The 18,253-nt window shown below is 57.2% G+C and carries 30 protein-coding genes; 5 read left to right on the top strand and 25 right to left on the bottom strand.

Going from position 1 to position 18,253, the window contains the following annotated elements; translation table 11 throughout:
- Window positions 1-80: 80 nt before the first annotated feature.
- From RLW41_RS13695 to RLW41_RS13630, 14 genes are all read right to left on the bottom strand, one after another.
- Complete coding sequence (locus RLW41_RS13695; protein WP_414461810.1) at window positions 81-1,448, bottom strand: hypothetical protein; 1,368 nt, start codon at window positions 1,446-1,448, stop codon at window positions 81-83.
- The gene (locus RLW41_RS13690; RefSeq protein WP_414461809.1) at window positions 1,442-2,029 is read right to left on the bottom strand and encodes a class I SAM-dependent methyltransferase; all 588 of its coding nucleotides are present in this window, start codon (window positions 2,027-2,029) and stop codon (window positions 1,442-1,444) included. The genes RLW41_RS13695 and RLW41_RS13690 overlap by 7 nt, the downstream gene beginning before the upstream one ends.
- On the bottom strand, window positions 2,026-3,420 hold the full coding sequence (locus tag RLW41_RS13685; protein WP_414461808.1) for a DUF4055 domain-containing protein: 1,395 nt from the start codon (window positions 3,418-3,420) through the stop codon (window positions 2,026-2,028). The genes RLW41_RS13690 and RLW41_RS13685 overlap by 4 nt, the downstream gene beginning before the upstream one ends.
- Window positions 3,421-4,902, bottom strand: coding sequence for a phage terminase large subunit (terL, locus tag RLW41_RS13680; protein ID WP_414461807.1), 1,482 nt, complete (start codon window positions 4,900-4,902; stop codon window positions 3,421-3,423).
- Window positions 4,820-5,356 (bottom strand): DUF2280 domain-containing protein, encoded by a 537-nt coding sequence (locus RLW41_RS13675; RefSeq protein ID WP_414461806.1) that lies wholly within the window; start codon window positions 5,354-5,356, stop codon window positions 4,820-4,822. The genes terL and RLW41_RS13675 overlap by 83 nt, the downstream gene beginning before the upstream one ends.
- Before the next feature lie 21 nt (window positions 5,357-5,377).
- On the bottom strand, window positions 5,378-6,037 hold the full coding sequence (locus RLW41_RS13670; RefSeq protein ID WP_414461805.1) for a putative metallopeptidase: 660 nt from the start codon (window positions 6,035-6,037) through the stop codon (window positions 5,378-5,380).
- A gap of 234 nt (window positions 6,038-6,271) precedes the next feature.
- Window positions 6,272-6,571 carry a hypothetical protein gene (locus RLW41_RS13665; protein ID WP_414461804.1) on the bottom strand — a complete coding sequence of 100 codons (300 nt, stop codon included), beginning with the start codon at window positions 6,569-6,571 and terminating at the stop codon, window positions 6,272-6,274.
- A gap of 1 nt (window position 6,572) precedes the next feature.
- On the bottom strand, window positions 6,573-6,857 hold the full coding sequence (locus RLW41_RS13660; RefSeq protein WP_414461803.1) for a hypothetical protein: 285 nt from the start codon (window positions 6,855-6,857) through the stop codon (window positions 6,573-6,575).
- Between the two features lie 314 nt (window positions 6,858-7,171).
- Window positions 7,172-7,363: a hypothetical protein gene (locus RLW41_RS13655; RefSeq protein WP_414461802.1), complete on the bottom strand. Its 192-nt coding sequence runs from the start codon at window positions 7,361-7,363 to the stop codon at window positions 7,172-7,174.
- A gap of 774 nt (window positions 7,364-8,137) precedes the next feature.
- Complete coding sequence (locus RLW41_RS13650; RefSeq protein ID WP_414461801.1) at window positions 8,138-8,539, bottom strand: hypothetical protein; 402 nt, start codon at window positions 8,537-8,539, stop codon at window positions 8,138-8,140.
- Window positions 8,536-8,826, bottom strand: a complete 291-nt coding sequence (locus RLW41_RS13645; RefSeq protein ID WP_414461800.1) for a hypothetical protein — start codon at window positions 8,824-8,826, stop codon at window positions 8,536-8,538. Before RLW41_RS13645 ends, RLW41_RS13650 begins: the two co-directional genes overlap by 4 nt.
- Window positions 8,823-9,923 (bottom strand): hypothetical protein, encoded by a 1,101-nt coding sequence (locus RLW41_RS13640; RefSeq protein ID WP_414461799.1) that lies wholly within the window; start codon window positions 9,921-9,923, stop codon window positions 8,823-8,825. The genes RLW41_RS13645 and RLW41_RS13640 overlap by 4 nt, the downstream gene beginning before the upstream one ends.
- 4 nt (window positions 9,924-9,927) lie before the next feature.
- A complete protein-coding gene (locus RLW41_RS13635) occupies window positions 9,928-10,230 on the bottom strand; it encodes a hypothetical protein (protein ID WP_414461798.1) in 303 nt (100 codons plus the stop codon).
- Entirely contained in the window at window positions 10,227-10,880 is a 654-nt protein-coding gene (locus RLW41_RS13630) for a ParA family protein (RefSeq protein ID WP_414461797.1), read from the bottom strand. Before RLW41_RS13630 ends, RLW41_RS13635 begins: the two co-directional genes overlap by 4 nt.
- Before the next feature lie 138 nt (window positions 10,881-11,018).
- Between RLW41_RS13630 and RLW41_RS13625 the strand changes: the two genes are divergently transcribed.
- Window positions 11,019-11,300: a type II toxin-antitoxin system RelE/ParE family toxin gene (locus tag RLW41_RS13625; RefSeq protein WP_414461796.1), complete on the top strand. Its 282-nt coding sequence runs from the start codon at window positions 11,019-11,021 to the stop codon at window positions 11,298-11,300.
- Between the two features lie 12 nt (window positions 11,301-11,312).
- The gene (locus RLW41_RS13620; protein ID WP_414461795.1) at window positions 11,313-11,642 is read left to right on the top strand and encodes a HigA family addiction module antitoxin; all 330 of its coding nucleotides are present in this window, start codon (window positions 11,313-11,315) and stop codon (window positions 11,640-11,642) included.
- 46 nt (window positions 11,643-11,688) lie between these two features.
- On the opposite strand, the gene RLW41_RS13615 is transcribed toward RLW41_RS13620, so the two are convergent.
- A complete protein-coding gene (locus tag RLW41_RS13615) occupies window positions 11,689-11,853 on the bottom strand; it encodes a hypothetical protein (protein ID WP_414461794.1) in 165 nt (54 codons plus the stop codon).
- A gap of 376 nt (window positions 11,854-12,229) precedes the next feature.
- Entirely contained in the window at window positions 12,230-12,418 is a 189-nt protein-coding gene (locus RLW41_RS13610; protein ID WP_414461793.1) for a hypothetical protein, read from the bottom strand.
- Window positions 12,419-12,752: 334 nt separating this feature from the next.
- Here RLW41_RS13610 and RLW41_RS13605 point away from each other — a divergent pair, with 334 nt between their 5' ends.
- The 3 genes from RLW41_RS13605 to RLW41_RS13595 all read left to right on the top strand — a co-directional run bounded on the left by RLW41_RS13605 (window position 12,753) and on the right by RLW41_RS13595 (window position 14,466).
- Window positions 12,753-12,977 (top strand): hypothetical protein, encoded by a 225-nt coding sequence (locus RLW41_RS13605; RefSeq protein ID WP_414461792.1) that lies wholly within the window; start codon window positions 12,753-12,755, stop codon window positions 12,975-12,977.
- Between the two features lie 7 nt (window positions 12,978-12,984).
- The gene (locus tag RLW41_RS13600) at window positions 12,985-13,239 is read left to right on the top strand and encodes a hypothetical protein (protein ID WP_414461791.1); all 255 of its coding nucleotides are present in this window, start codon (window positions 12,985-12,987) and stop codon (window positions 13,237-13,239) included.
- A 144-nt stretch (window positions 13,240-13,383) separates the two neighbouring features.
- Window positions 13,384-14,466, top strand: coding sequence for a hypothetical protein (locus RLW41_RS13595; RefSeq protein WP_414461790.1), 1,083 nt, complete (start codon window positions 13,384-13,386; stop codon window positions 14,464-14,466).
- 11 nt (window positions 14,467-14,477) lie between these two features.
- On the opposite strand, the gene RLW41_RS13590 is transcribed toward RLW41_RS13595, so the two are convergent.
- From RLW41_RS13590 to RLW41_RS13550, 9 genes are all read right to left on the bottom strand, one after another.
- Window positions 14,478-14,690: a hypothetical protein gene (locus RLW41_RS13590; protein WP_414461789.1), complete on the bottom strand. Its 213-nt coding sequence runs from the start codon at window positions 14,688-14,690 to the stop codon at window positions 14,478-14,480.
- A gap of 42 nt (window positions 14,691-14,732) precedes the next feature.
- Window positions 14,733-14,885, bottom strand: coding sequence for a hypothetical protein (locus tag RLW41_RS13585; RefSeq protein ID WP_414461788.1), 153 nt, complete (start codon window positions 14,883-14,885; stop codon window positions 14,733-14,735).
- Window positions 14,886-15,063: 178 nt separating this feature from the next.
- Window positions 15,064-15,243 (bottom strand): hypothetical protein, encoded by a 180-nt coding sequence (locus RLW41_RS13580; protein WP_414461787.1) that lies wholly within the window; start codon window positions 15,241-15,243, stop codon window positions 15,064-15,066.
- Window positions 15,244-15,259: 16 nt separating this feature from the next.
- Window positions 15,260-15,541, bottom strand: a complete 282-nt coding sequence (locus RLW41_RS13575) for a hypothetical protein (RefSeq protein WP_414461786.1) — start codon at window positions 15,539-15,541, stop codon at window positions 15,260-15,262.
- Window positions 15,538-15,858, bottom strand: coding sequence for a hypothetical protein (locus RLW41_RS13570; RefSeq protein ID WP_414461785.1), 321 nt, complete (start codon window positions 15,856-15,858; stop codon window positions 15,538-15,540). Before RLW41_RS13570 ends, RLW41_RS13575 begins: the two co-directional genes overlap by 4 nt.
- Window positions 15,859-15,871: 13 nt before the next feature.
- Window positions 15,872-16,717, bottom strand: a complete 846-nt coding sequence (locus RLW41_RS13565) for a hypothetical protein (protein ID WP_414461784.1) — start codon at window positions 16,715-16,717, stop codon at window positions 15,872-15,874.
- Between the two features lies 1 nt (window position 16,718).
- Window positions 16,719-16,979 (bottom strand): hypothetical protein, encoded by a 261-nt coding sequence (locus tag RLW41_RS13560; RefSeq protein WP_414461783.1) that lies wholly within the window; start codon window positions 16,977-16,979, stop codon window positions 16,719-16,721.
- Window positions 16,976-17,278 carry a hypothetical protein gene (locus RLW41_RS13555; RefSeq protein WP_414461782.1) on the bottom strand — a complete coding sequence of 101 codons (303 nt, stop codon included), beginning with the start codon at window positions 17,276-17,278 and terminating at the stop codon, window positions 16,976-16,978. The genes RLW41_RS13560 and RLW41_RS13555 overlap by 4 nt, the downstream gene beginning before the upstream one ends.
- Window positions 17,253-17,822, bottom strand: a complete 570-nt coding sequence (locus tag RLW41_RS13550; protein WP_414461781.1) for a hypothetical protein — start codon at window positions 17,820-17,822, stop codon at window positions 17,253-17,255. Before RLW41_RS13550 ends, RLW41_RS13555 begins: the two co-directional genes overlap by 26 nt.
- Window positions 17,823-18,253: the final 431 nt, after the last annotated feature.

The following is an 18,253-nucleotide window of genomic DNA, read 5'->3' as shown; positions in this document are numbered from 1 at the left end:
CGTGTTTGCCCGGGCATCGCCAGGGCGGTTGACCGGCATCGCCGGCATGAAAAAACCCGCCGAAGCGGGTCGTCGAGGCGTTACGCTGCCAACCAGTCGCTGCTGGGCTCGCCGAGCATCGATCGGGACCAGCCGGACATCGAACGGACATAAGGCGCGATCTCCGCGCGCCGATTGATCCAAGCCTGTCGAAACGTCTTCGAGGCATCCCAGGGATTGTCGTCGAAGAAGTGAGCACCCTCGGCACTCATTGGGACGCCACAGAGCACGATGCGCTCATATCCGAGCTCGCGCGCGATCTTGACCGCGAATAGGCCCGACGATCCCTTCCAATCCGACGTCGCGCGATCGACAGGACAGCCAGCAATCTTCTTGTGCGCCCAGGTCGTAAAGCCGTCTGGATGGCCTTTTTCGCGGCGGGCGCGGATCCAGCCTTCGAGCTTCTCCGGGTGAAGGCTGCAAAACACGTCGATCTTGCCGGCCCAATGTGCTCCGATATCATTAGCGGCGATGACGAAGTCGAACTCAGCCAGGTCTAAAGCGGCTTCGGCATCGGTCCAAACCGAAGCGCCGCCGCCCAACACTAAGCACCGTTTCGGCCTCGGCAGCGGCGAATTTCCTGCATAATTTGCAGCTAAGCCCGGAATTGCCTGTCGGACGTGATCGAACGCCTCTCCGGACTCGATCTCTGGCAAGGCCCACTGTCGATAAGCTATCGACCGGAACCAGTCCTCGCGATCCGGTGTGACGAGGTTCGCTTCAAGTCCGAACGCCGCTACCGGTTCGGCCATTGAACCGCTATCGCATACGATCGTCGGGATGCCAGCGAGGGCGGCATCTACCCCGGCGTTGGAATTAGCAGTTACCACGACGGCGGCACCGGCGAACGCTTTTTCGAGAGAGACGGCGCCGAGGCGGCAACTTGGCAGGACTTGAGACGTCAGATTCCCGGCCAACGGATGAGGCCTAAACTTGATCTCGAAGCCGCGCGCCTTCATCGTTTTGGCCGCGGCGCCATACCAGGCCTTCATGTCGATCTCGGCCGTTGCCATGTCTCCAGGGACTTGGCCGATGATCAGGGCATATCCGTTGTCATTCCAGCGCCAAGGCTTGACCAGATGGCGGAAATTCTTGTCGAAACGCTCGATCGACTTGCCGGTATCGGGCGCCCAGGTGGCTCGACCATTAAGTCCATTCCAGCCGAGCGACGTTTGAGAAAAACGATCACCAATGTACGAACGCTCCATCACGAGCACGTCGCGCCCGCGAGCGCGGATCAGCGATCCGGTGCGCCAGCCCCAGGTGACGAAGAAATCGGCGTTCTTGACCGTTTCATTGCTGCGGTAGAACTGGACCTCGATGCCATGCCGACCGAGTCCGGACGCCATCGCCTTGGAATGAAGCTGCTGATGCTCGGCAGGCCCGGCATAAACCGCAGCCTTCACCAAGGCTTGTCGTCCATCATGACGATGCCCAAGCCCATACCACGCAGCGGTGAAATGAACTCAATGACGTCATATTCGAGCTTGATCTCGCCCCAGAGCTTCGGAACCTCGACGTGCAGGAACCTTCCGTCTTTGGTCGTTTGGCCGTCGCCATCGATGTCGTGAAACGCGACGAGCCGACCGAGGTTTTGATAGGCATCCCAATCTGCTTTTACGCCGTCGTAACGATGATCGCCATCGATCAGGATCGCATCGAACTTGCGATAGGTACGGATCTCGTCGAGCACGCGTTTCGAGGTGCTGTCGCCGAAGATGACGTCGACATGGTAGCCGTTCCGGGTCAGGTCTTCAGCGGCCCTAACGAGATGTTCGGCGCTCTTATCTGTGCCCCACGCGCCACCCGGAAGATCAACAGCGACACCGACAGAACCCTTGGGCAACGCCGACATGACGTGATGGAACGTGTCGCCGTGTCGCGCGCCGATCTCCAAATAGGACATCGTGCACCAATCCTTCAGCATGTCGACGAAGCCTTTCAACTCGTCTTCACGCTGCGACGCGCGGCGGCCGGAAAAGGTCTTCATGCCGCGGCTGGCAGCACGTTGGTCGGCAAGATGCCGGTTTCTTCCGGCGTCGGAGGCGGATGTTCGATGTCTTCCTGGTCGATGAGATCGCGTTCCTCATCTGCGTTACGTTCCTCGGACGCGATTTCGCCGCGCTGCAGGTTCTCATAGAGCGTCGGATAGCTGATGGCGCCATCCTGCCAAAGCGTGACAAGCTGGACTGCATCCTGAGGCGTCAGCGCGCTATCGACAAGCCGCTTCGGTGCCTTGACCGTGACGAGTTCGGGATCGAGCCCCATCATCACAGCGATGTTCCGAAGGCCCTTTTCGAGAAGCGCGGCGCTCGCTTGAGCGATCGTCTGGAGCGTCGCGGTTTGGGCCGTGAACCTAAGCCGCAACGCGTCTCCGCTCTCTGCGGTCTTGGACTGATTGTCGAACAGACGGGCACCTGATGCGATCGCCGCGGCACGCTCGTCCTGCATTGCGATACGATGGTCAGCGGTCCCTCGACCAGTCGGTCCGACCATCTTCGCATCCGGCGGACTGTTATCAGTACCACCTTTCAATTCGACAACTACGCCCGCGCCGACTACTTCAGGCGCGTCGCCGTTGATGATGAAAAGGGTATCTTGGCCGGTGTTATAAAGTTGCCAGCGATAATCCGCGGACAGCTGATAGATCGCTATGCTAGAACGCCCTACGCCGAGTAATGGAGGTCCTTCAGGCCGGATCGCGACGTTGCGCGGACCCGCGACGGCGAAGGGGATAGCGGTCAGAGGCTTGGAACCGACGGCCGTGGGATTCGTTGCTGCGCCGGCGACGCCATTTTCCCAGACCGTGACCTGGTACTTGCCATTGACGAGTTCGAGGATGCGGTATTTCTTCTGCTCGTTCCAAGCGAAGCCGTCGCGAACGAGGCCGCATTCATCGAGCACAAAGAAGTCGCCAGCCTCGGACCAGTTGATCAGGCTTTCAGCAGTGTACCCCGCGAGATATGGAATTCGTTCGCCGCCTGTCGGGGCATCAGCCAGAAGCGCGAAACGCCCAGTTTCCAGAAGCTCGCGCGTGATCTGCTTATGCAGCGCTTCGAGCGGCATGCCATCAGCTGTCGCGCTCTCGAAGAGCGGCTCCATGGCATCCGGCATGTCGATCTGGGATTCATTGCGATGGATGACGCCAACCATGCCGTCGATCGTTGGTGAAACGATGTCGGGAAATTGGGCACGGCCGATATAATGCTTATATAGCTCCGCCCCTTTATCTTTTTTCGTGGCAAACCCCGACGGCATGAGAAGGTAATTAGTGCCTGCTTCTTTGATCGCCTTTTCGCCGCGTGTGGCTCGGCGCATAAGCTGCCATTCGTCGGCGCGATCCATCCAGTCTGGATGCTTTGTGGAGACGTCGCCTGCCATTTAATAGAACCCCGTCAAATCCTTGACCTTGGTCACTGTCTTGCGCTTCGCGAGAGCCATGAATGCGCGGGTAGCGGCATCGGTCTGGTCCTTGAATTGGCTACCGGGGAAGGTAGAGAGTTCATCTAGAAACGGTTCGATCCAAGCATCGCGCGCCGGATCACCGGTCCGCAGGATATCGACGTTGCCCGCCTCGGCTTGGGCGGCTAGCGGTTCCGCTCTCGTCGCCTTGTCGCCGCTTTCAGGTGTCGCTCTCGCATTGAAGCCGGCTAGCCTTCCTACGAGATATTGTGACTGGGCTTTCCCAGCTTGGCCCGGGTCTTGTGGCAAAGAGATCGCGCACTGTTGACCATCAGAGCCCGCAGTATTGACGATCAATCGTTCGACGCCGCCCGCGCTGAGACGATCACGACGACAATTGGCGATGACGTATCGCCCGTTTGGCGTCGCTCCCATCTTGACGCCAGCAGAAAAGGCCGACGTCTTTTCGGTCGATGCCGCCAAGTCCCAGCCGCGAACGAATTCAGTCCCTGCAGGAATGGCGCCGACGAATCCGAACCAGGCGCGCTTGAACATGCCTCCTTCGCGCGGCGCCGGCCGCTGCTGGAATTGCCCCGCAACGGCGTAGCTGCCCATGGTCTTCTTGAGATCTTCGACCTGTTGCGCGGAGAAGCGTTCGGGGAAGAGCAATTCGCCATCTTCGGTGCGCGGATCCTCGAAGCCGATTGAGGTCACGCACTTCCGATCGGGCTCGAACTCCATCGGGAGCATGAGATGCACGTAATTGAGCGAGCGAGCCAGGATAATGCCGGAAGTATCCTTCTGGTTCAGCCGCTGCATGATGACGATCTTGGCTGACTTCTCGTTGTTGACGCGGGTCGGAAGCGATTCCGTGAACGTGATCTCTGCGCTCAAAAGATCAGCTTCGGAGTTCGCCTCATCGACCGAAAGCGGATCGTCGAGGATGACACGGTCGCCGCGCGAACCGGTCATCGACGTGAAGGCCATCGCCTCGCGGAACCCGGTCTTGTCGTTTTCGAACTTGGTCTTAGCGTTCTGGTCGCCCGTCAAAACGATGGGCCATCGGTCCTGATACCAATCGGACTGGATCAGCCGACGGCACTTCATGTTGTCCCGGATCGCGAGGTCCCGATTATGCGACGTTCCGAGATATCTCAGGTCGGCGCGGTCCATCGGCCCCCATTCCCAAGCCGGGAACAGGACGCCAGTGAGAAGCGATTTCATGCATCCCGGCGGAACGTTCATCAGGAGTTCCGTGATCTCGCCGGCATTCACGGCCTCTAGATGCTCGCAGATTGCGTCGAGCGACCATCCCCATTTGAGAACGGCAGATGGCTCGAGAACATGCCAAGCGCGCTTTGCGAACTCGGCGAACGATCTAGTGCACGCCCTTCGATCGATCTCGATCTCGATATCTTTCAGAGGCGGCAGCGACAATTCGATAGGCAGCGAGTTCCTCATCGTTCAATCCCGAGAGGTCAACAGCCTGCTCGCTCCGGATCGGGCCTCCATCCTTGCCAGTATGCTCAAGCTTATGTCGGTTCGTATAGACCTCGCCCATCTCTTCCGCGATCTGCTTCATGAGCGATGCGGCAAGCACGGGATTCTTCTTTTCGACGGCAGCCATGGCCATGCGATTCAAGGTCCGAACGCGCACGGCCTTGCTGGCCAACGGAATGTCATCGGTGCTCTCTTTGAAATCTTTCCGCGCCTTCTCAAAAAGCACTTTCCATTTCGCCGACATGCGCTGCCCGGTCTTCGTTTTCGGGTCATAGCCCGAGACCGACTGCTTGCTGACGACGATGCCAAATTCCTGTTTGACAAGATCAATTACGACTGACGGCGGCTCGAAGGCAGCCAGATTCATCACGATAAAGGCTTTGACCTCGTCGCTGAGTTGTCTCTGCTTCGCCATGGGGTAAAACGGGCGTCTAAGCTAAGCCGCGCGCCTGGCCTGGCATGTGCCGCAGGCCTGCGCGATGTTCACCGACGCGATTTCCGGTCCTCTATTTGCAGCCTCCACCAACGCGGAGACGTGAGTTGCATTTGCTCCGTAGCGGCGCACGATCGAGACAAATTCTTCGCAATCGTGGCCTCTCATGGCAAAGACGGGATCGCCATTCTTCTTAAACTTCGGCATTCCGAAAAGGTCTGTGGCTTGCCCGCAATGCGTGCACTCATGGTCGATGAGCGCGAGAAATTCCGCATCCCCGCACGTCGCGGCGTATGCGGCGTCGAGCGTGATCAGGAAGGTCGGTATTTCTCCGAACCACTGCCTAAGCTGGTGCTCGACCCGCGCAACTCCCCAGCCCGAACCTGCAGGACGCGCGAACTGGGCGGTTCCAAGAATGCGCCGGCCACGGCTTCCGTTCGGCACATTGGTCCAGAGGAAGCCGATCTCCGCATCCGCGAGGTGTCTGTGGTCTTCGTTGAAAGCGGGGCCTTCCTCGTCGATCAGAACCGAGCGCACCCAACGATCCAATTCCGGGCTCGGAACAAACGTTTCATCGGCATCGACTTCGAGGATACCCGCCGGTGGCATGGGCCGTTTGAACCCGCGCAATTGGATAATCGCGGCCGACTGCGGCTTAGCCACGAGCTACCGGCTCCGGCACAGCGCTACCGACGCGCATAGCGAGCAAATGCTGCCCGAGCGGCCGCCCCTCACAACGGAATGCCGTACACCCAGCCTTCCCTTCCACCAGGGAGGAATAGTTCGGAGCCAAAGCCTTCTGGCATCTGCCGCCTTTAGAGATCCAGTCACAATGCCATGTTTCAGTTGAGCAAGGTCTACGATCAGTTAGAGAAAGAGGGCGGCTCCAGCGGGGCATCAGGCGCAGCCGGTTCCGTCGAAGTCGGGCTGATCGATGGGCAGGAAGTCCCTGACGTATCCGTCGGTATCAATGACAACCGAATAGTTGCGCCGACCGCCGTAGAAAGCCGCCAAGCGCTCCGCTTGCGACCGAGACGTAATGGTCACTAAGTCCAATTCACCGAAGAGGCGCGGCGCGATCATGCCGGGCTCGATAAAGCCACCGGCATGAAGCGGCTGAGCGAGTTCCTTGGCTACCATTGGAGCTACGACGGGAGCCGCAGCAAGAAACCTGAATAATCCGCGTCTGTTCAACATCTCAGTTCCTATCCCAGCAATGTTCGGGCTCTGATCCAGGTTCGCCGATTTCGATGCGAACCGATCCATGGATCGTCTCGGTCAGCAATTCTTCGCGGTCTTCAGTCAATTGTGGGCGGCCATCAGCGCTCATAACCGCGCGCCGGACGGTACCCTCGATATCGTCGCAGAGATCGACCTCTTTGATCTCTTGCCCATTAAGGAAAATGGTGATCTTACGGCCATCCTTTCTGAAGCGACGCCAGTTCAAGTAGCCGGGATCGGCGGGATCAGTACAGAGCCTCATCTAGCCTCCGTGACGACATAAAACAGCTCGCCGCTTTCCGCTCTGAGGGAGGGAACGGCCAACATGATTGTTACACCCCAAGAGGAAGCCCGTCCCTATGGAGCGCAGCGGCGGGTTTTCGACGATGCCGACCATCCGACGATCAGGCCTTGAAGCGCGCCCTGTAGGAATCCGATGTTCTGATCCATCTGCGGCTGGCCTTCTGTCGGTCGGGATGGTGAGCAAATCTTATCGAACCTGATAGATCAGCCAAACGCAGGCGAACCCGATCGCGACACTGAGCCAGAACGATGGGGTTTTGAGGATATCGCGCATCAGTGTGGGTATCCCGTTGCCTCATCAAAATCGTGATCTGGGTCGATTCCGGGCGTACGGCCCTCGGCCAGCGCGAGCCGGTCAAAGATCACGCGGAGCGTATAGGCGGAAACGACAAGGCTAGATGCAGGGTCGGATTCGCACCGGACTTCCCGCTCGAGTTCGTAGACCAGCCTCTTATCGCTCAGCATGCTGTCTCCCGAACCCCAGAAGTGTTCGCCGCCTCTCGCGCTGCTAGCGAGCTTTTAAGCACCGGGGCCATTTTCCTGCTGACCGGGGCGGACTTAGTTTCTGACCGGCAGGGTTCGACACCTGCTGCACAGCTTTTGTCAGGAATCCCGCCTAGACCTAAGTCCCCGGCTTCGGACGCCAACAAGAGCCAATTCTAAGCGTCCACCCTTCGGCACGCGGCTCCGCGTGTGCTGCATTGTCCTGTCAGCACGTCCTTCTGTGCTGCGGTCAGAATTCGAATAGTGTGTGATACACACAAATAGGTGCCGAGATTGATCCTTGTGAAAGAGGCTCGGCCCTCTCACCAGCGCTTGTTTATTGACGTTACTGGCTTAACAGCCTTTCGGCTCGTCAAATAATTTCTGGAAACGCCGCCATTTCAGGCTTCGCGACTTTTGGCCGATGCCTCGGACAAGGGGTCTCGCCTAACCTTCACGGATGCCGAAGCATTGCCGTCACGCCGCCAGAATTCGAACTCGTGCATTTCTTGCACTTATTGCAAAGAAGCCGCCGAGCGCCCTAGACCATTTTGCCAACGCCGGGAAAATGGTCTTGCTTTGCAGGGTAACAGACCAAAAATGGCTTCGAGTTGTAACCGTCGATACAAGGAGAAGATTTCAGGGTCTCTGCGAGCCCAATAAATACGGGCTCCAGAATGCGGATTTCAGTGGCCTAGGCACACTTCTCCGAGTCATAAAAATGAGCCCTCAAAAGAATCCTATTCGCGGATCTTGTCAATCGTCTTGATCAAAAAAGGGCTGACGGAATTTGCTTCGTCTCTTTAAGCCGCCGGAATGCCAGCCAATATTGTCCTGATCGAATTTGCGCGTTCGGCTGTCATATCCGCCATTATCGCCCTTATTCATGATCTCTGCCCAAAGGGCGCGCGCTCGGGGATCGGCGCTATTTTCGATGGAATTGTCCTTCAGAAACAGGAAGAGGCCAGACGTCATCAAGTAACAACCATCTTCCTTGGGCACTTCCGAGAATAACTTACGGATCGAAGCAAGCCGGGTCGTCGAACCTTCGACAAGTCCAATAAGGCGGCCGCCGTGAAAGTCAGGATCGACATTGTAGAGGGAATGGACGAACCCGATCTTGATCCGGCCGTCCGCGCGCTCGACGAAATAGATCATCCCTGATCACCAAAAACCAGTTTCAGAATTACGTCCGCATGCTCATCGCTCAGAAGCGCACTCGGCTCTACGTCCAGATCCCAGTCGCTAAATTCGGCAATAGCTCCGTCCGGAGAGATTGCCTGATAAACGCCATCGAACACTCCCGCGTCGTCGAAGCATTCAATTTGCCAGCCGTCTGCATAGATCGTGAACATCATGTCGCCGTCGAAGCGGACGTTTTCGGCTTGGCCTTCCGCCACGCGCTGCAGGACGGATAGTACCATCGTCGCCGGAATCGGGGTCATGCCGCCAACGCCGCTCCGACAAGGTAGGCGTCCTTTCCTTCGACCCTGACCCTGACACCAGCTTCGTGACAGAGCACGGCGAGTTCCCGGGTAAAGGCGCGGGCGTCGAGAGCTTTCACGCGCTCACGGGCGCAGGCCATTTGATAGGCCGCAAGCACGTCACGCATGCTGAGCTCGGCGCCGGGCGCGCGCACGATCTTGTGTTTCGCGAAAGGTGCCAGCTTCGAGTTCGATTGATCGAACGGCGTCACAGCAAGTTCTGAGAGGGAAGCTATTTCCGGCAGCATGACACGAGGGGCATCTTCCGCTGCTAGCGGCGTGGGCTCCGGACTGCTAGCAGTGGGTGGAGGCGTTGCTAGCTTGGTCTTTGATGCGGTGCTAGCGGGAAGGCCAAGCCACCAGCATTGCAAACCCCAGATGCCCAACGCCGTGAGCACTGCTGACATGGCCGACGTTAGCGTCGGGACCATCAATGGCTGATAGAGGCGTACCGAGTCCTCCGACACCGGGAGGATGGCGGCGATCCGCTTGGCAAGCGAGTCCGTCTTTCCAATTGGGGCTTCGGCACCGAGCGCTTTCGTCTTGTCGAGATTGGCGCGGGCATCGGCGACTTCCTTCTCGGCACGGATAACGGCCGCACTCAGAAGGGCGGCACAATTCGAAGCGCAGCCTTTCTTGGAGGCATTCTCAAGCACGTCATCATTAGCCTTGTCCAAGGCAATGTTAGCGGCGTCCAACCGGGCCTGAGCATCCGTGTGGGCTTGGGCAATCTGCGCATCGGTGTTCTCGATCCGCTCGCGGCGCTCCTGCGCGAGATCGGTTGCCGAGCCCGTCCGCGCCAAAGCAGAAGCGACAACCGATGCCAGCGCAACCACAAAGATCACCCAGATCGATGCCGATAGCAGCGGCCGGCCGCGCCAGGCAAATGATGCCCAGGCCGGAAGCAATGAGATCGCGGCCGCAATGGCGGCACCGGCGACGACGACGTACGTGATACCGCCCTGGTCCTTATGGAGATACTCAAAGGTCCCGAAGACCTCGCACCCTGCGAAGATAATCCCGAAAATCAATGCCGTGATGCTGAGGATGAGGCGCATTGGATCAGATCCCGACGGTTGCCTTGTAATGTTCCCAAGCGCGTTCGAAGAGCTCGGAAATAAGAATGCTCTGACCCGCGGCAGTCTGCTTGAATTCCACGACGGTCATTGGCCGAAGCCGGACGTTCAACTGATCGGTACGACCCGTGACCTGAAGTGCGCGTCGGTCCGCAGGGCTCAACTTCTTGTGTTCCTCGGCGCGGCGGCCTTTGAGTGTCTGACCGGCACGTTTCGGGGGTTGGTTCAGTGCGGCGAGCGCCGACGTGAAGCCGCCGACCATGTCGAACTCATCGCGATCCTGCTTCACCCGGGAACCCTCCCGTATTTCTCAACGGTGTCTTGAACGGTCTGCCAAAGCGCGTCGATCTCTCGTTTTGAGGTCTGATCCCGGCTTTCCCACGCCGTCTTGCCAACGAACATCGCGTTCGAATGGCTGGGCCGATAGGAGATGAACGGTTCCACGAGCATCCGCCGATTGGTCCTCAGATGCGCGGCCGCAGCCTCGGTGACCTTAGTTCCCGGAGCCACCATGTTCAGAATGAAGGCATAGGGCCTTCTGTGCTCGATGCAGATTTCCTCCGTAATCCGAACCGCCTCGAGATCCATGATGCCCGGGCGCGTCGGGATGAAAACGAAGTCGCTGCAAGCGATGATGGCGCTGATCCGATCCAGCTGCGACGGCGGCGTATCGAGGAACATCCAATTGAAGCCCTCCGATGCGACGAGACCGATAGCGCCGGCCGAACTGTCACCATCGAATAGCAAAGGATTTTGCGGTCCTCCGCGGCGATCCCACCAGCTCGCAAGACTGAGCTGGGGATCGCCATCGAAGAGCGCCACCTTCTCAAAATCCTGCGCCGCCCGGACGGCGAGTGCAGCCGTCAGCGTGGATTTGCCGACGCCGCCTTTGCTCGCAGCGAGGCAAACGATATGTGTGCGGAACTTCTTTTTAGACACGGGATCACGTCTCAATGCTAGCTGTAGCTAGCAGAGTCAAAGTGTTCGCCGGACGTGTCAAATGGAGATAACTGCTAGCTGTTAGTTTGGTGAGAAATATCAGTTGACGATACGCAATACGTATCATATATCTAGTTCATGATCGTCAATTTCGCAGATCGCGCCACGGCTGATTTCTACCAGACCGGTAAAACCAAGGAAGGCTGGCAGAGCGTTGGTAGGATCGCGATGCGAAAGCTCGATCAGCTTGCGGCCGCAACGACCTTGGAGCAGATGGCCGTGCCCCCAGGCAATCGGCTCGAAGCGTTGAAAGGAAAGCGCCTCGGTCAACATTCGATCCGCATCAATAATCAATGGCGGATTTGTTTTCGGTGGACAGAAGCTGGCCCGAGCGAAGTTGAGATCACAGATTACCACTGAGGAGTACATTGCATGACGAAGACAGCATATCCTTCCCCTTCCCTCCTTGAGATGAAGCGGGTCACGACACATCCCGGCGAAATGCTGAGCGAGGAATTCTTGAAGTCGCTCGGTATGAGCGCGCGGGCGTTGGCGAAGGAGATCGGCGTCCCGGCAAACCGGCTGACAGAGATTATTGCGAAGCGGCGCGGCATGACGGCGGACACCGCTATCCGGCTTGCACAATATTTTGGCGGGTCGGCAGAGTTCTGGATGAACCTGCAGTCGATGTATGATTTGACGGAGGCAGTTGTGAAGAAGCGGAAGGCTTATGCAGCTATCCCAGCGCGGGAAGCGGCTTAATCCTTCTGAGAAGGATCTCGGGGATCGAAGCAGGTGACTTCTTCGGTCATTTCTTCACTGCATCAAGAATGGCTGCAAGACCGAAAAGCGTGGTGCCTCCCAAGAATGACACGACTGCCAAAATCATCTGTATGTCAGAAACCATAACCTTAAGAGCAATTAAGCCGCCCGCGTAAGCAATGAGCCCGACCACGACTAGAAATATCTGCATGATCTATACTTCCCCCGTTTGATGCCGGACCGTTAATGCACAATCTCATAAAGTTCCGACGGCGCAGGTCCAGTATAACTCGACCCTTGTACAAACGACTCCCGTTTACGTCGCTCATATTCCGTGGCGGATGGCCAAAGTTCATCTTGGACCTTGTCCGCTACTTTCTCGGGCTCATCGGGATAATATTTCTGCTCAAGGTCGTAATGTCTCTGTGAAATGGCATTGCAAAGTTCGACCTTTTCCAGGTCCGCTTTGTAAACCGCCTGACAGAGCGACTGCAGTCGACCGCGAGCGTTTGCTTCGGCTTGCTGCTGCTCGTCGCAGCCCGCGAGTAATACACTCGTGATCAAGCCTAGAATTAGAGGCATATATCTCATTTGCGCTTTCTCCCCTGCTCGGACTCAATTTTTCGGGCGGCCGCGAATACCAGCTTTTTGACCATCGCTGTGCGGTCAACCTTCGGAAGTTCAGCCCCTCTGAGAAGATCGAGAGCTTCCAGAAAGGCTTCCCCTTCCTCTGTATCAGTTCGCATCGAGAACAATTTTTGCCGTGTCTTTGCCATGCCGAGGCTCATAACACGGTCGAATTGTTGCGTCAATGCACCGTAATTACATCGTCGCTACTTATTTTGTGGATAAGTTGATTTATGTATTGACTGTGTAATTACGCTTGCCTATATTAAGATCATCAAGACGGCAGTGCAGGCCCCTACCCGAACTAAGACGCCACGCAAGAGATGCCAGAACGGGCACCGCGAAGTGGAACGGGGACTCTAACGGGACGACCGGCAACCGATGAAAAAAGGTCGAAAGACCGAATGGCGAAGCTTTGGCTATTCGGTCTCCGGGGTTTTATGATCCCGCTGATGAGACCAGAACGTCTCTTGGAGAAGACAGATGACTAAAGAACAAGCACTCGCCGCTATGGGCATCGCCACTTATGGCGACGCTGCATGGTTTGACACCGACGATGTAGTTACGACAGCCGAAACGATCGCTGATTTCGTGGAGGCGCAAGGCAAGCCATCCTTCATCACGGACGGCGTGTACCAATGGGAGATGGGTAAGACCAGCCTCCTCGTGGTTGACGCCGGCGATGTTCGCTATGCGATCAAGTATTGAGGCCGCGATGCAAATTCATGACCCTATCGAAAAGTTGATCGCTGACGCACTGGACGAGGCTTCCACACCCTACATCCATGATCAAGCAGACAACATAGCAACCCTCGGCCTTGATTTCAAAGTCGAGGGAATCTTCATCGAGTGCAAAGCCTACCATACAGATCGTTCAAACGAGCAGCTGTCGCGTGCGCCCAACATAATTCTGGTTCAAGGACGCGGCGCAGCCGAATGGCTGGCGAATATTATCCGCAAATCAAAATGATGCGGCGTTCGAATCTGTGGTCGTTCCCCGCAGGTTCGCGCCCTGCGCCATTAAACGCGGGAAACCAAAAGGCCCGCCGAACTCCCGCTGTTTCAGCAGCGGGCGGCGAGCCTCTGAAGATCCAACCTGAGAGGAAAGATCCACATGCTCGAACCTACCACAGGCGAGCGCCGCCTCGCAATAACGGTCGGTGCTATCATTCTTGCCGCCGCTACCGATGTCGCTATCCGAAAGGCTGGCGGCTATGGCAGCGATTACGCAAGATTGCTTCTCGCTCTCGCGTTCGGCGTCTTTACCGGCGCCTATCTCATCGGCCGCGCGTGGTTGATGTCTCGTGTTCTTGCTGTCGCCATTGCTGTCACGCTTGGCGCCGGCGAGACGTACAATCTCTGGCAGACGGCAGAACGTGTCATGAATGCCAGAGAACTTGGCCGCGCTCCCGCCCGCGCAGCGCTCAAGCGGCACAACGATGCTGAAGCTGGTCTCAAAGCGGCCGAAGCTGCCGACGTCAGATCAGCGCGCCTCACTCAGGCAAGGGCCGACAAGATCAAGGCCGATGCTGATTACCAGAAGGAGCTGCGCGAGGGCGGGCGTTGCCGCACGATCTGCAATGGACTTAAAGCCGATGCTGATAAAGCTGAAGCCGAAGTCATTGCAGCCCTCGCGGAAGCGGAAAGCATGAAGGCATCGGCGATTGAAACCGCCAAGGCCGATCTTGCTGCCAATCCTCTTCCGGCATCGGGAACGGCGTCGTCGGATGAAACGGGCATCCCCGTTTGGGTGCTCGACATCATCTCGGCATGCCTGCTTTCTGCCGGCGCGAATGGTCTCGCCGCGTCGCTCATTGCCTTCGGAGCGCATTCAGTAGGTAAGGAAAGCTTACCAACTGGAACGGCCTCGGTCGGCCAAACCGACTTCGATCCGGTCTATGCTGAAAACGTCGTCCGGTTCTTTCGGCCGGATAGTGGCGGATCTGGCGGAACCGACCGGAATCCGAAACCGAGGCCGGTCCCGCCCGGACCGACCGGACTGAGCAAGGATCAGGCCCTTGCAGACATGCTCCGCAGGCTCTCTGAAGGCGAAAGAATACCGTCGCAGGACAGCCTAGCCGCAGATTGGGGCAGACCAAAGCAGACGGTCTCGGACTGGATGCGGGAGTGGCGCCGGATTGGCGTCGTACCGGCTCCGGTCCGGACCGGACGATATAAGGCGACGATTGCAGGATAAGATGAGCCCGGTCAGAAATGGCCGGGCTTTTTTGTTTCAGACAGCGGCACGATCTCCGTACCATCACCCATTTCCCGCCCTCGTCGCAGTCTTTCTGCCGCTTCCATGCTGTGAAACTTCATTGCCTCTTCTATATCCGGCCACCACATGAAATGCTCGAATTGTGCAGGGCCTCTGAAGTATTTCCCGTCCTTACGGCGGATGACATAGATCGTTTTGTGCATCGCTAGCTCCTGGTGCTAGCCGTCCCTTCTCCCGGTAGGATTTTAGAACAGCCAAGCGCCGGGCGCTACCATTCCGATCAGAAGAATGACGAACTCCGAGGCGCGGATTCTGACATAAACCGTCGGATCGCCATCGTCTCGGTGCTCGATCTTCCCAAACCATGTTTTCTCGCTGAAGTCGGCCGGGTCCTTCATTTCCTCACCACGATCCGTTCGAGAGGCTTAGCGCATTGCTTGTCGTGAAACTTGATCAAGAGTGCCGATGCCTTCTCAAGATGTCCGGCTGCTTCCGCGACAAGAGCATCCGAGGCAAGCGAGCGAACTTGATGAAGCGTTCGCGTGATCTGTTCGCAGATGTCGTAGGGACGCGGTTTCAGGGCCACAACCCCGGCAGGATCAGAAAGAAGTCTCCAACAAACAATGGAAGAGCTGCGAAGATAGCAATCATTCCCAAACCAAGAATGGTGCCGATAGCGATGTCCGTTGCAGCGATATCGGCGATCTTGGTGATGGTCGATCTTGCTAGCTGATGAGGCTTTGATGCTAGCTGCATTGTCGTCCCCCCCCCCCTAATGAACAGCATCACGCGCTTCGCGCATATGTTTCAGAATAAATTCCGATATACCGGACTCGCTCGACTCTTTAATCATCGACCAAGGCATTTCGATTTTGAGGATTTTGTCGTCCATCACGACAGCGCAGTTGATCGAGCCGCGCTCGCGCGCCGCGGCTATCTTTCCCGCTGGATCAGGCACCCCGAGAGCATCCCCGCGCTCGATCGCCTTCAGCTTCGCGGCGATCTTGTCGGCCTCGGATTTGAGCTTCCGAAATGGCGAGTGGGACGTGCTCATGTCCCCACCTTCTGGCCGTTATCCCAGACGAACTCGCCATCCTCTCCAACTGGGAAGTGGCTGCGGCACCCGACACAGAACGTGCCGCTGTAAAAATAGGGGTCGCGAGCGTAGGTCTCGGCAAGCTCTTGCCCCATCTTTGTCGCCACGCCGCACTTCTGATGGACATAGGTGCGGCGCACAGGCCGAATAAATCCCTTCGCCCGCTCTGCCTCAGATAAGACGACGTAGCCCTCTTGCTGACCGTTAGGCTTGAGTTTTGTATGGCTGTTATCCGCAGGGACTGGTGAACCATCCGTCAGCGTTCTTTCAGACATCTCGGCGTCCTCCTTATTGTGGCATCACAAATGCTGCCGCATGTCGCGGCTTGGTTTCGACGACATATCCGAGATCATTCCAGCGCTGCTCTTCCGCTCTCGGGTGCGCCGAGATTGGGCAAATCTCATAGAGATGCTTGATCTCCGATGAGACCATCCAAAGCGCACCCTTGCCCTGCCCATGAAGCCGGCCGACGAGCTTCACGCCCGGAATCATTCTCCGGCCGAAGTCTTCGAACGTCTGAATCGATCCGTCATTGTTCAGCACCTCGCAGGTGATCATGCATTTGATCGCCAACTTGGCTTCCCAGCTGAGATGCTTAAGCACCCATTCGAAGCGCGCGATTGACGTTCGGACCCGCTGCGGCTGGACACCGACGCCGCCGACGCCGGGAGCGGGCTTTTCGCCGGACTTCATCTGATGATTGGCGACCTTCACCTTGAGCGCATACTGAGCATCATAGAGGCATTGCTCACAGGCCCGGACGCGGTCTTCGCCAAGCTCGTGACGATATTGCTCGAACAGATACCTGACCTTGAAGCGTTTCGCCCCGATAACATCTCCCCGGCCGGCCGTTTCGGTGGCAATTCTCTTTCCTGCCCTAGTGAGCCATTCTTGAGTCGGATCGTTTGAGTTCCGAAGCGGCTCCGGCTCGCGATAGAGCAGCGGCGCACCTTGGATCGCAAGCCGCGCCCTCGAAGCCTTGACCTTAGCCTTAATCCCGTTCTCAATCTTATCGATTGTTTCCTGGCTATAGCCCTTGGCGATGGCGTATTCGAGCGCATCACGGGAGGCGTCACCGGTTTCGATGGCTCTTTCAAACGCGCGCTGCATCTTGGGCGTTGAGACAATGGTCATGTCAGTCCACTTCCTTCGTTTCGCGATGCGCAAGAAGAATCCTGTCCACAAGAGCCGTGCAGCGTGCCTTACTGGCAGGTGAAAGACTATCATACCAATCCATACACCCGAGTCGCTGCTTGGAGTAATGATCGCCCCAGAGATTCATTGCGATGATCGCTTCAGCATGCGGATCGAGATTGCGGCGCTCGCGCATGGTCTGGGCCGCCCGGCGCGTATCTTCGCGGAGCCATCCGGGTTTCAGAGAGACTTCCCTCGTCATTCTTTGCCCCCAAACATCGCATCGATGTGGCCAGCCAACTCAACGGGATCGACTTTACTCAGATCGACTTCCTCTCCCCACGGAGCTTCCATTGGAGCCCAGTCTTCGAGATGCGGAAGGATTTCTTCCAGTGCTAATTCTCTACATGATTTGAGGCGTCTCGCGGAATCCCTTGCGTGTGTTGCGAGAACAATTTCATGCGCCCAATCTTTCCATGAGGATTCGAGCCGCTCCGAATTAAGCTTTGCCGCTAGAACTTCTCTCTCAATGTCGTCAAATATGTCCGGCAAGTCGCTCATCGGCGTTGTTTCCATTGGCCTGATAGAAACGCGCACGGATATTTTGGAGGTCGCCTTCGCTCAAATGGCGGTCAACGACCTGCGTCGGCTTGATGGCCTTGGCCACATCGACAAAGAAGCCGCCTGCCTTGGCGCATTCCGCGCCAGTCGCATCACGGAGCGCTTTGCCGTTCGGCAGGAGCAGGTCTAGCAGGACGACGCTGCGGACCTTAGCCTTCATCTGCTCGAATACGATTGCAGTCCTCGCGGCAGATTCTTCCCTTGTTCGTCTGACCAACATCGGACTTGGCGGCTGATGGGGATGCTTGCGGCGATCCGCATTGTCCTGAGCAACATCTGTTCTTGTGAATGCATTCCCAAGAAGATTGCTCGAACGCACCGTCCATACAGCCGCCATTCTGTCGAAATAGTCTCTGGCCAATAAATCTAAGAAAATTTGGTCAGACTGCATCTGTAAAACGAACTCGTCCTGCGCTTCTCTTCTGGACGCATCAGGGTTTTCCATCATCGTAGATCGAAATATTTCAAACAGTTGAGCGCTCATTTTAGTGCCTCCAAGCCTTTGGATTCGATTTCACGAACGAGTTTGAGAGCGGCTCGGCTCTCGGCATAAGAATGCGATTGCCGCTTACGAATGACGTCACGATTTTCGGCATATCGCTGCCGCGCTTCGCATCGCATCTGGTCTGCGTCACGCCCATATCTACGACGCCTTTGGGCATTGCGCGCGGGCGCATTCTTCGCCCAATCCGCGGCGTGGTGCTTCCTGACCTGGTCAGGATTTGCGCGTTGCCACTTCCGCAGATTGCGAGCCCTGTGTACTTTTCGGCATTCGACCGAACACGCCTTCGTTTGTGGGTGCGGGCTTTTGAATCTGCGCCCACAAATACTGCATTGAATGGAAACCGGTTCGCGCCGGTTTTTGGCCAGTATTTGATCACGATGAATTTTGTAGTGACGGGATCGGCGGACGCG

It is taken from the genome of Hyphomicrobium sp. DY-1, from assembly GCF_047497105.1.
GTDB lineage: Bacteria > Pseudomonadota > Alphaproteobacteria > Rhizobiales > Hyphomicrobiaceae > Hyphomicrobium_B.
The sequence above is the reverse complement of the archived record's forward strand: the minus strand, read 5'-3'. Positions and strand labels throughout refer to the sequence as shown.

Excerpts from the sequence above, each read along its gene's own strand:
- RLW41_RS13690 (WP_414461809.1), bottom strand. The coding sequence starts at position 2,029 with ATGAAGACCTTTTCCGGCCGCCGCGCGTCGCAGCGTGAAGACGAGTTG.
- RLW41_RS13685 (WP_414461808.1), bottom strand. The coding sequence starts at position 3,420 with ATGGCAGGCGACGTCTCCACAAAGCATCCAGACTGGATGGATCGCGCC.
- terL (WP_414461807.1), bottom strand. The coding sequence starts at position 4,902 with ATGAGGAACTCGCTGCCTATCGAATTGTCGCTGCCGCCTCTGAAAGAT.
- RLW41_RS13675 (WP_414461806.1), bottom strand. The coding sequence starts at position 5,356 with ATGGCGAAGCAGAGACAACTCAGCGACGAGGTCAAAGCCTTTATCGTG.
- RLW41_RS13665 (WP_414461804.1), bottom strand. The coding sequence starts at position 6,571 with ATGTTGAACAGACGCGGATTATTCAGGTTTCTTGCTGCGGCTCCCGTC.
- RLW41_RS13660 (WP_414461803.1), bottom strand. The coding sequence starts at position 6,857 with ATGAGGCTCTGTACTGATCCCGCCGATCCCGGCTACTTGAACTGGCGT.
- RLW41_RS13655 (WP_414461802.1), bottom strand. The coding sequence starts at position 7,363 with ATGCTGAGCGATAAGAGGCTGGTCTACGAACTCGAGCGGGAAGTCCGG.
- RLW41_RS13650 (WP_414461801.1), bottom strand. The coding sequence starts at position 8,539 with ATGATCTATTTCGTCGAGCGCGCGGACGGCCGGATCAAGATCGGGTTC.
- RLW41_RS13645 (WP_414461800.1), bottom strand. The coding sequence starts at position 8,826 with ATGACCCCGATTCCGGCGACGATGGTACTATCCGTCCTGCAGCGCGTG.
- RLW41_RS13640 (WP_414461799.1), bottom strand. The coding sequence starts at position 9,923 with ATGCGCCTCATCCTCAGCATCACGGCATTGATTTTCGGGATTATCTTC.
- RLW41_RS13625 (WP_414461796.1), top strand. The coding sequence starts at position 11,019 with ATGATCGTCAATTTCGCAGATCGCGCCACGGCTGATTTCTACCAGACC.
- RLW41_RS13620 (WP_414461795.1), top strand. The coding sequence starts at position 11,313 with ATGACGAAGACAGCATATCCTTCCCCTTCCCTCCTTGAGATGAAGCGG.
- RLW41_RS13615 (WP_414461794.1), bottom strand. The coding sequence starts at position 11,853 with ATGCAGATATTTCTAGTCGTGGTCGGGCTCATTGCTTACGCGGGCGGC.
- RLW41_RS13610 (WP_414461793.1), bottom strand. The coding sequence starts at position 12,418 with ATGGCAAAGACACGGCAAAAATTGTTCTCGATGCGAACTGATACAGAG.
- RLW41_RS13605 (WP_414461792.1), top strand. The coding sequence starts at position 12,753 with ATGACTAAAGAACAAGCACTCGCCGCTATGGGCATCGCCACTTATGGC.
- RLW41_RS13600 (WP_414461791.1), top strand. The coding sequence starts at position 12,985 with ATGCAAATTCATGACCCTATCGAAAAGTTGATCGCTGACGCACTGGAC.
- RLW41_RS13595 (WP_414461790.1), top strand. The coding sequence starts at position 13,384 with ATGCTCGAACCTACCACAGGCGAGCGCCGCCTCGCAATAACGGTCGGT.
- RLW41_RS13590 (WP_414461789.1), bottom strand. The coding sequence starts at position 14,690 with ATGCACAAAACGATCTATGTCATCCGCCGTAAGGACGGGAAATACTTC.
- RLW41_RS13585 (WP_414461788.1), bottom strand. The coding sequence starts at position 14,885 with ATGAAGGACCCGGCCGACTTCAGCGAGAAAACATGGTTTGGGAAGATC.
- RLW41_RS13580 (WP_414461787.1), bottom strand. The coding sequence starts at position 15,243 with ATGCAGCTAGCATCAAAGCCTCATCAGCTAGCAAGATCGACCATCACC.
- RLW41_RS13575 (WP_414461786.1), bottom strand. The coding sequence starts at position 15,541 with ATGAGCACGTCCCACTCGCCATTTCGGAAGCTCAAATCCGAGGCCGAC.
- RLW41_RS13570 (WP_414461785.1), bottom strand. The coding sequence starts at position 15,858 with ATGTCTGAAAGAACGCTGACGGATGGTTCACCAGTCCCTGCGGATAAC.
- RLW41_RS13565 (WP_414461784.1), bottom strand. The coding sequence starts at position 16,717 with ATGACCATTGTCTCAACGCCCAAGATGCAGCGCGCGTTTGAAAGAGCC.
- RLW41_RS13560 (WP_414461783.1), bottom strand. The coding sequence starts at position 16,979 with ATGACGAGGGAAGTCTCTCTGAAACCCGGATGGCTCCGCGAAGATACG.
- RLW41_RS13555 (WP_414461782.1), bottom strand. The coding sequence starts at position 17,278 with ATGAGCGACTTGCCGGACATATTTGACGACATTGAGAGAGAAGTTCTA.
- RLW41_RS13550 (WP_414461781.1), bottom strand. The coding sequence starts at position 17,822 with ATGAGCGCTCAACTGTTTGAAATATTTCGATCTACGATGATGGAAAAC.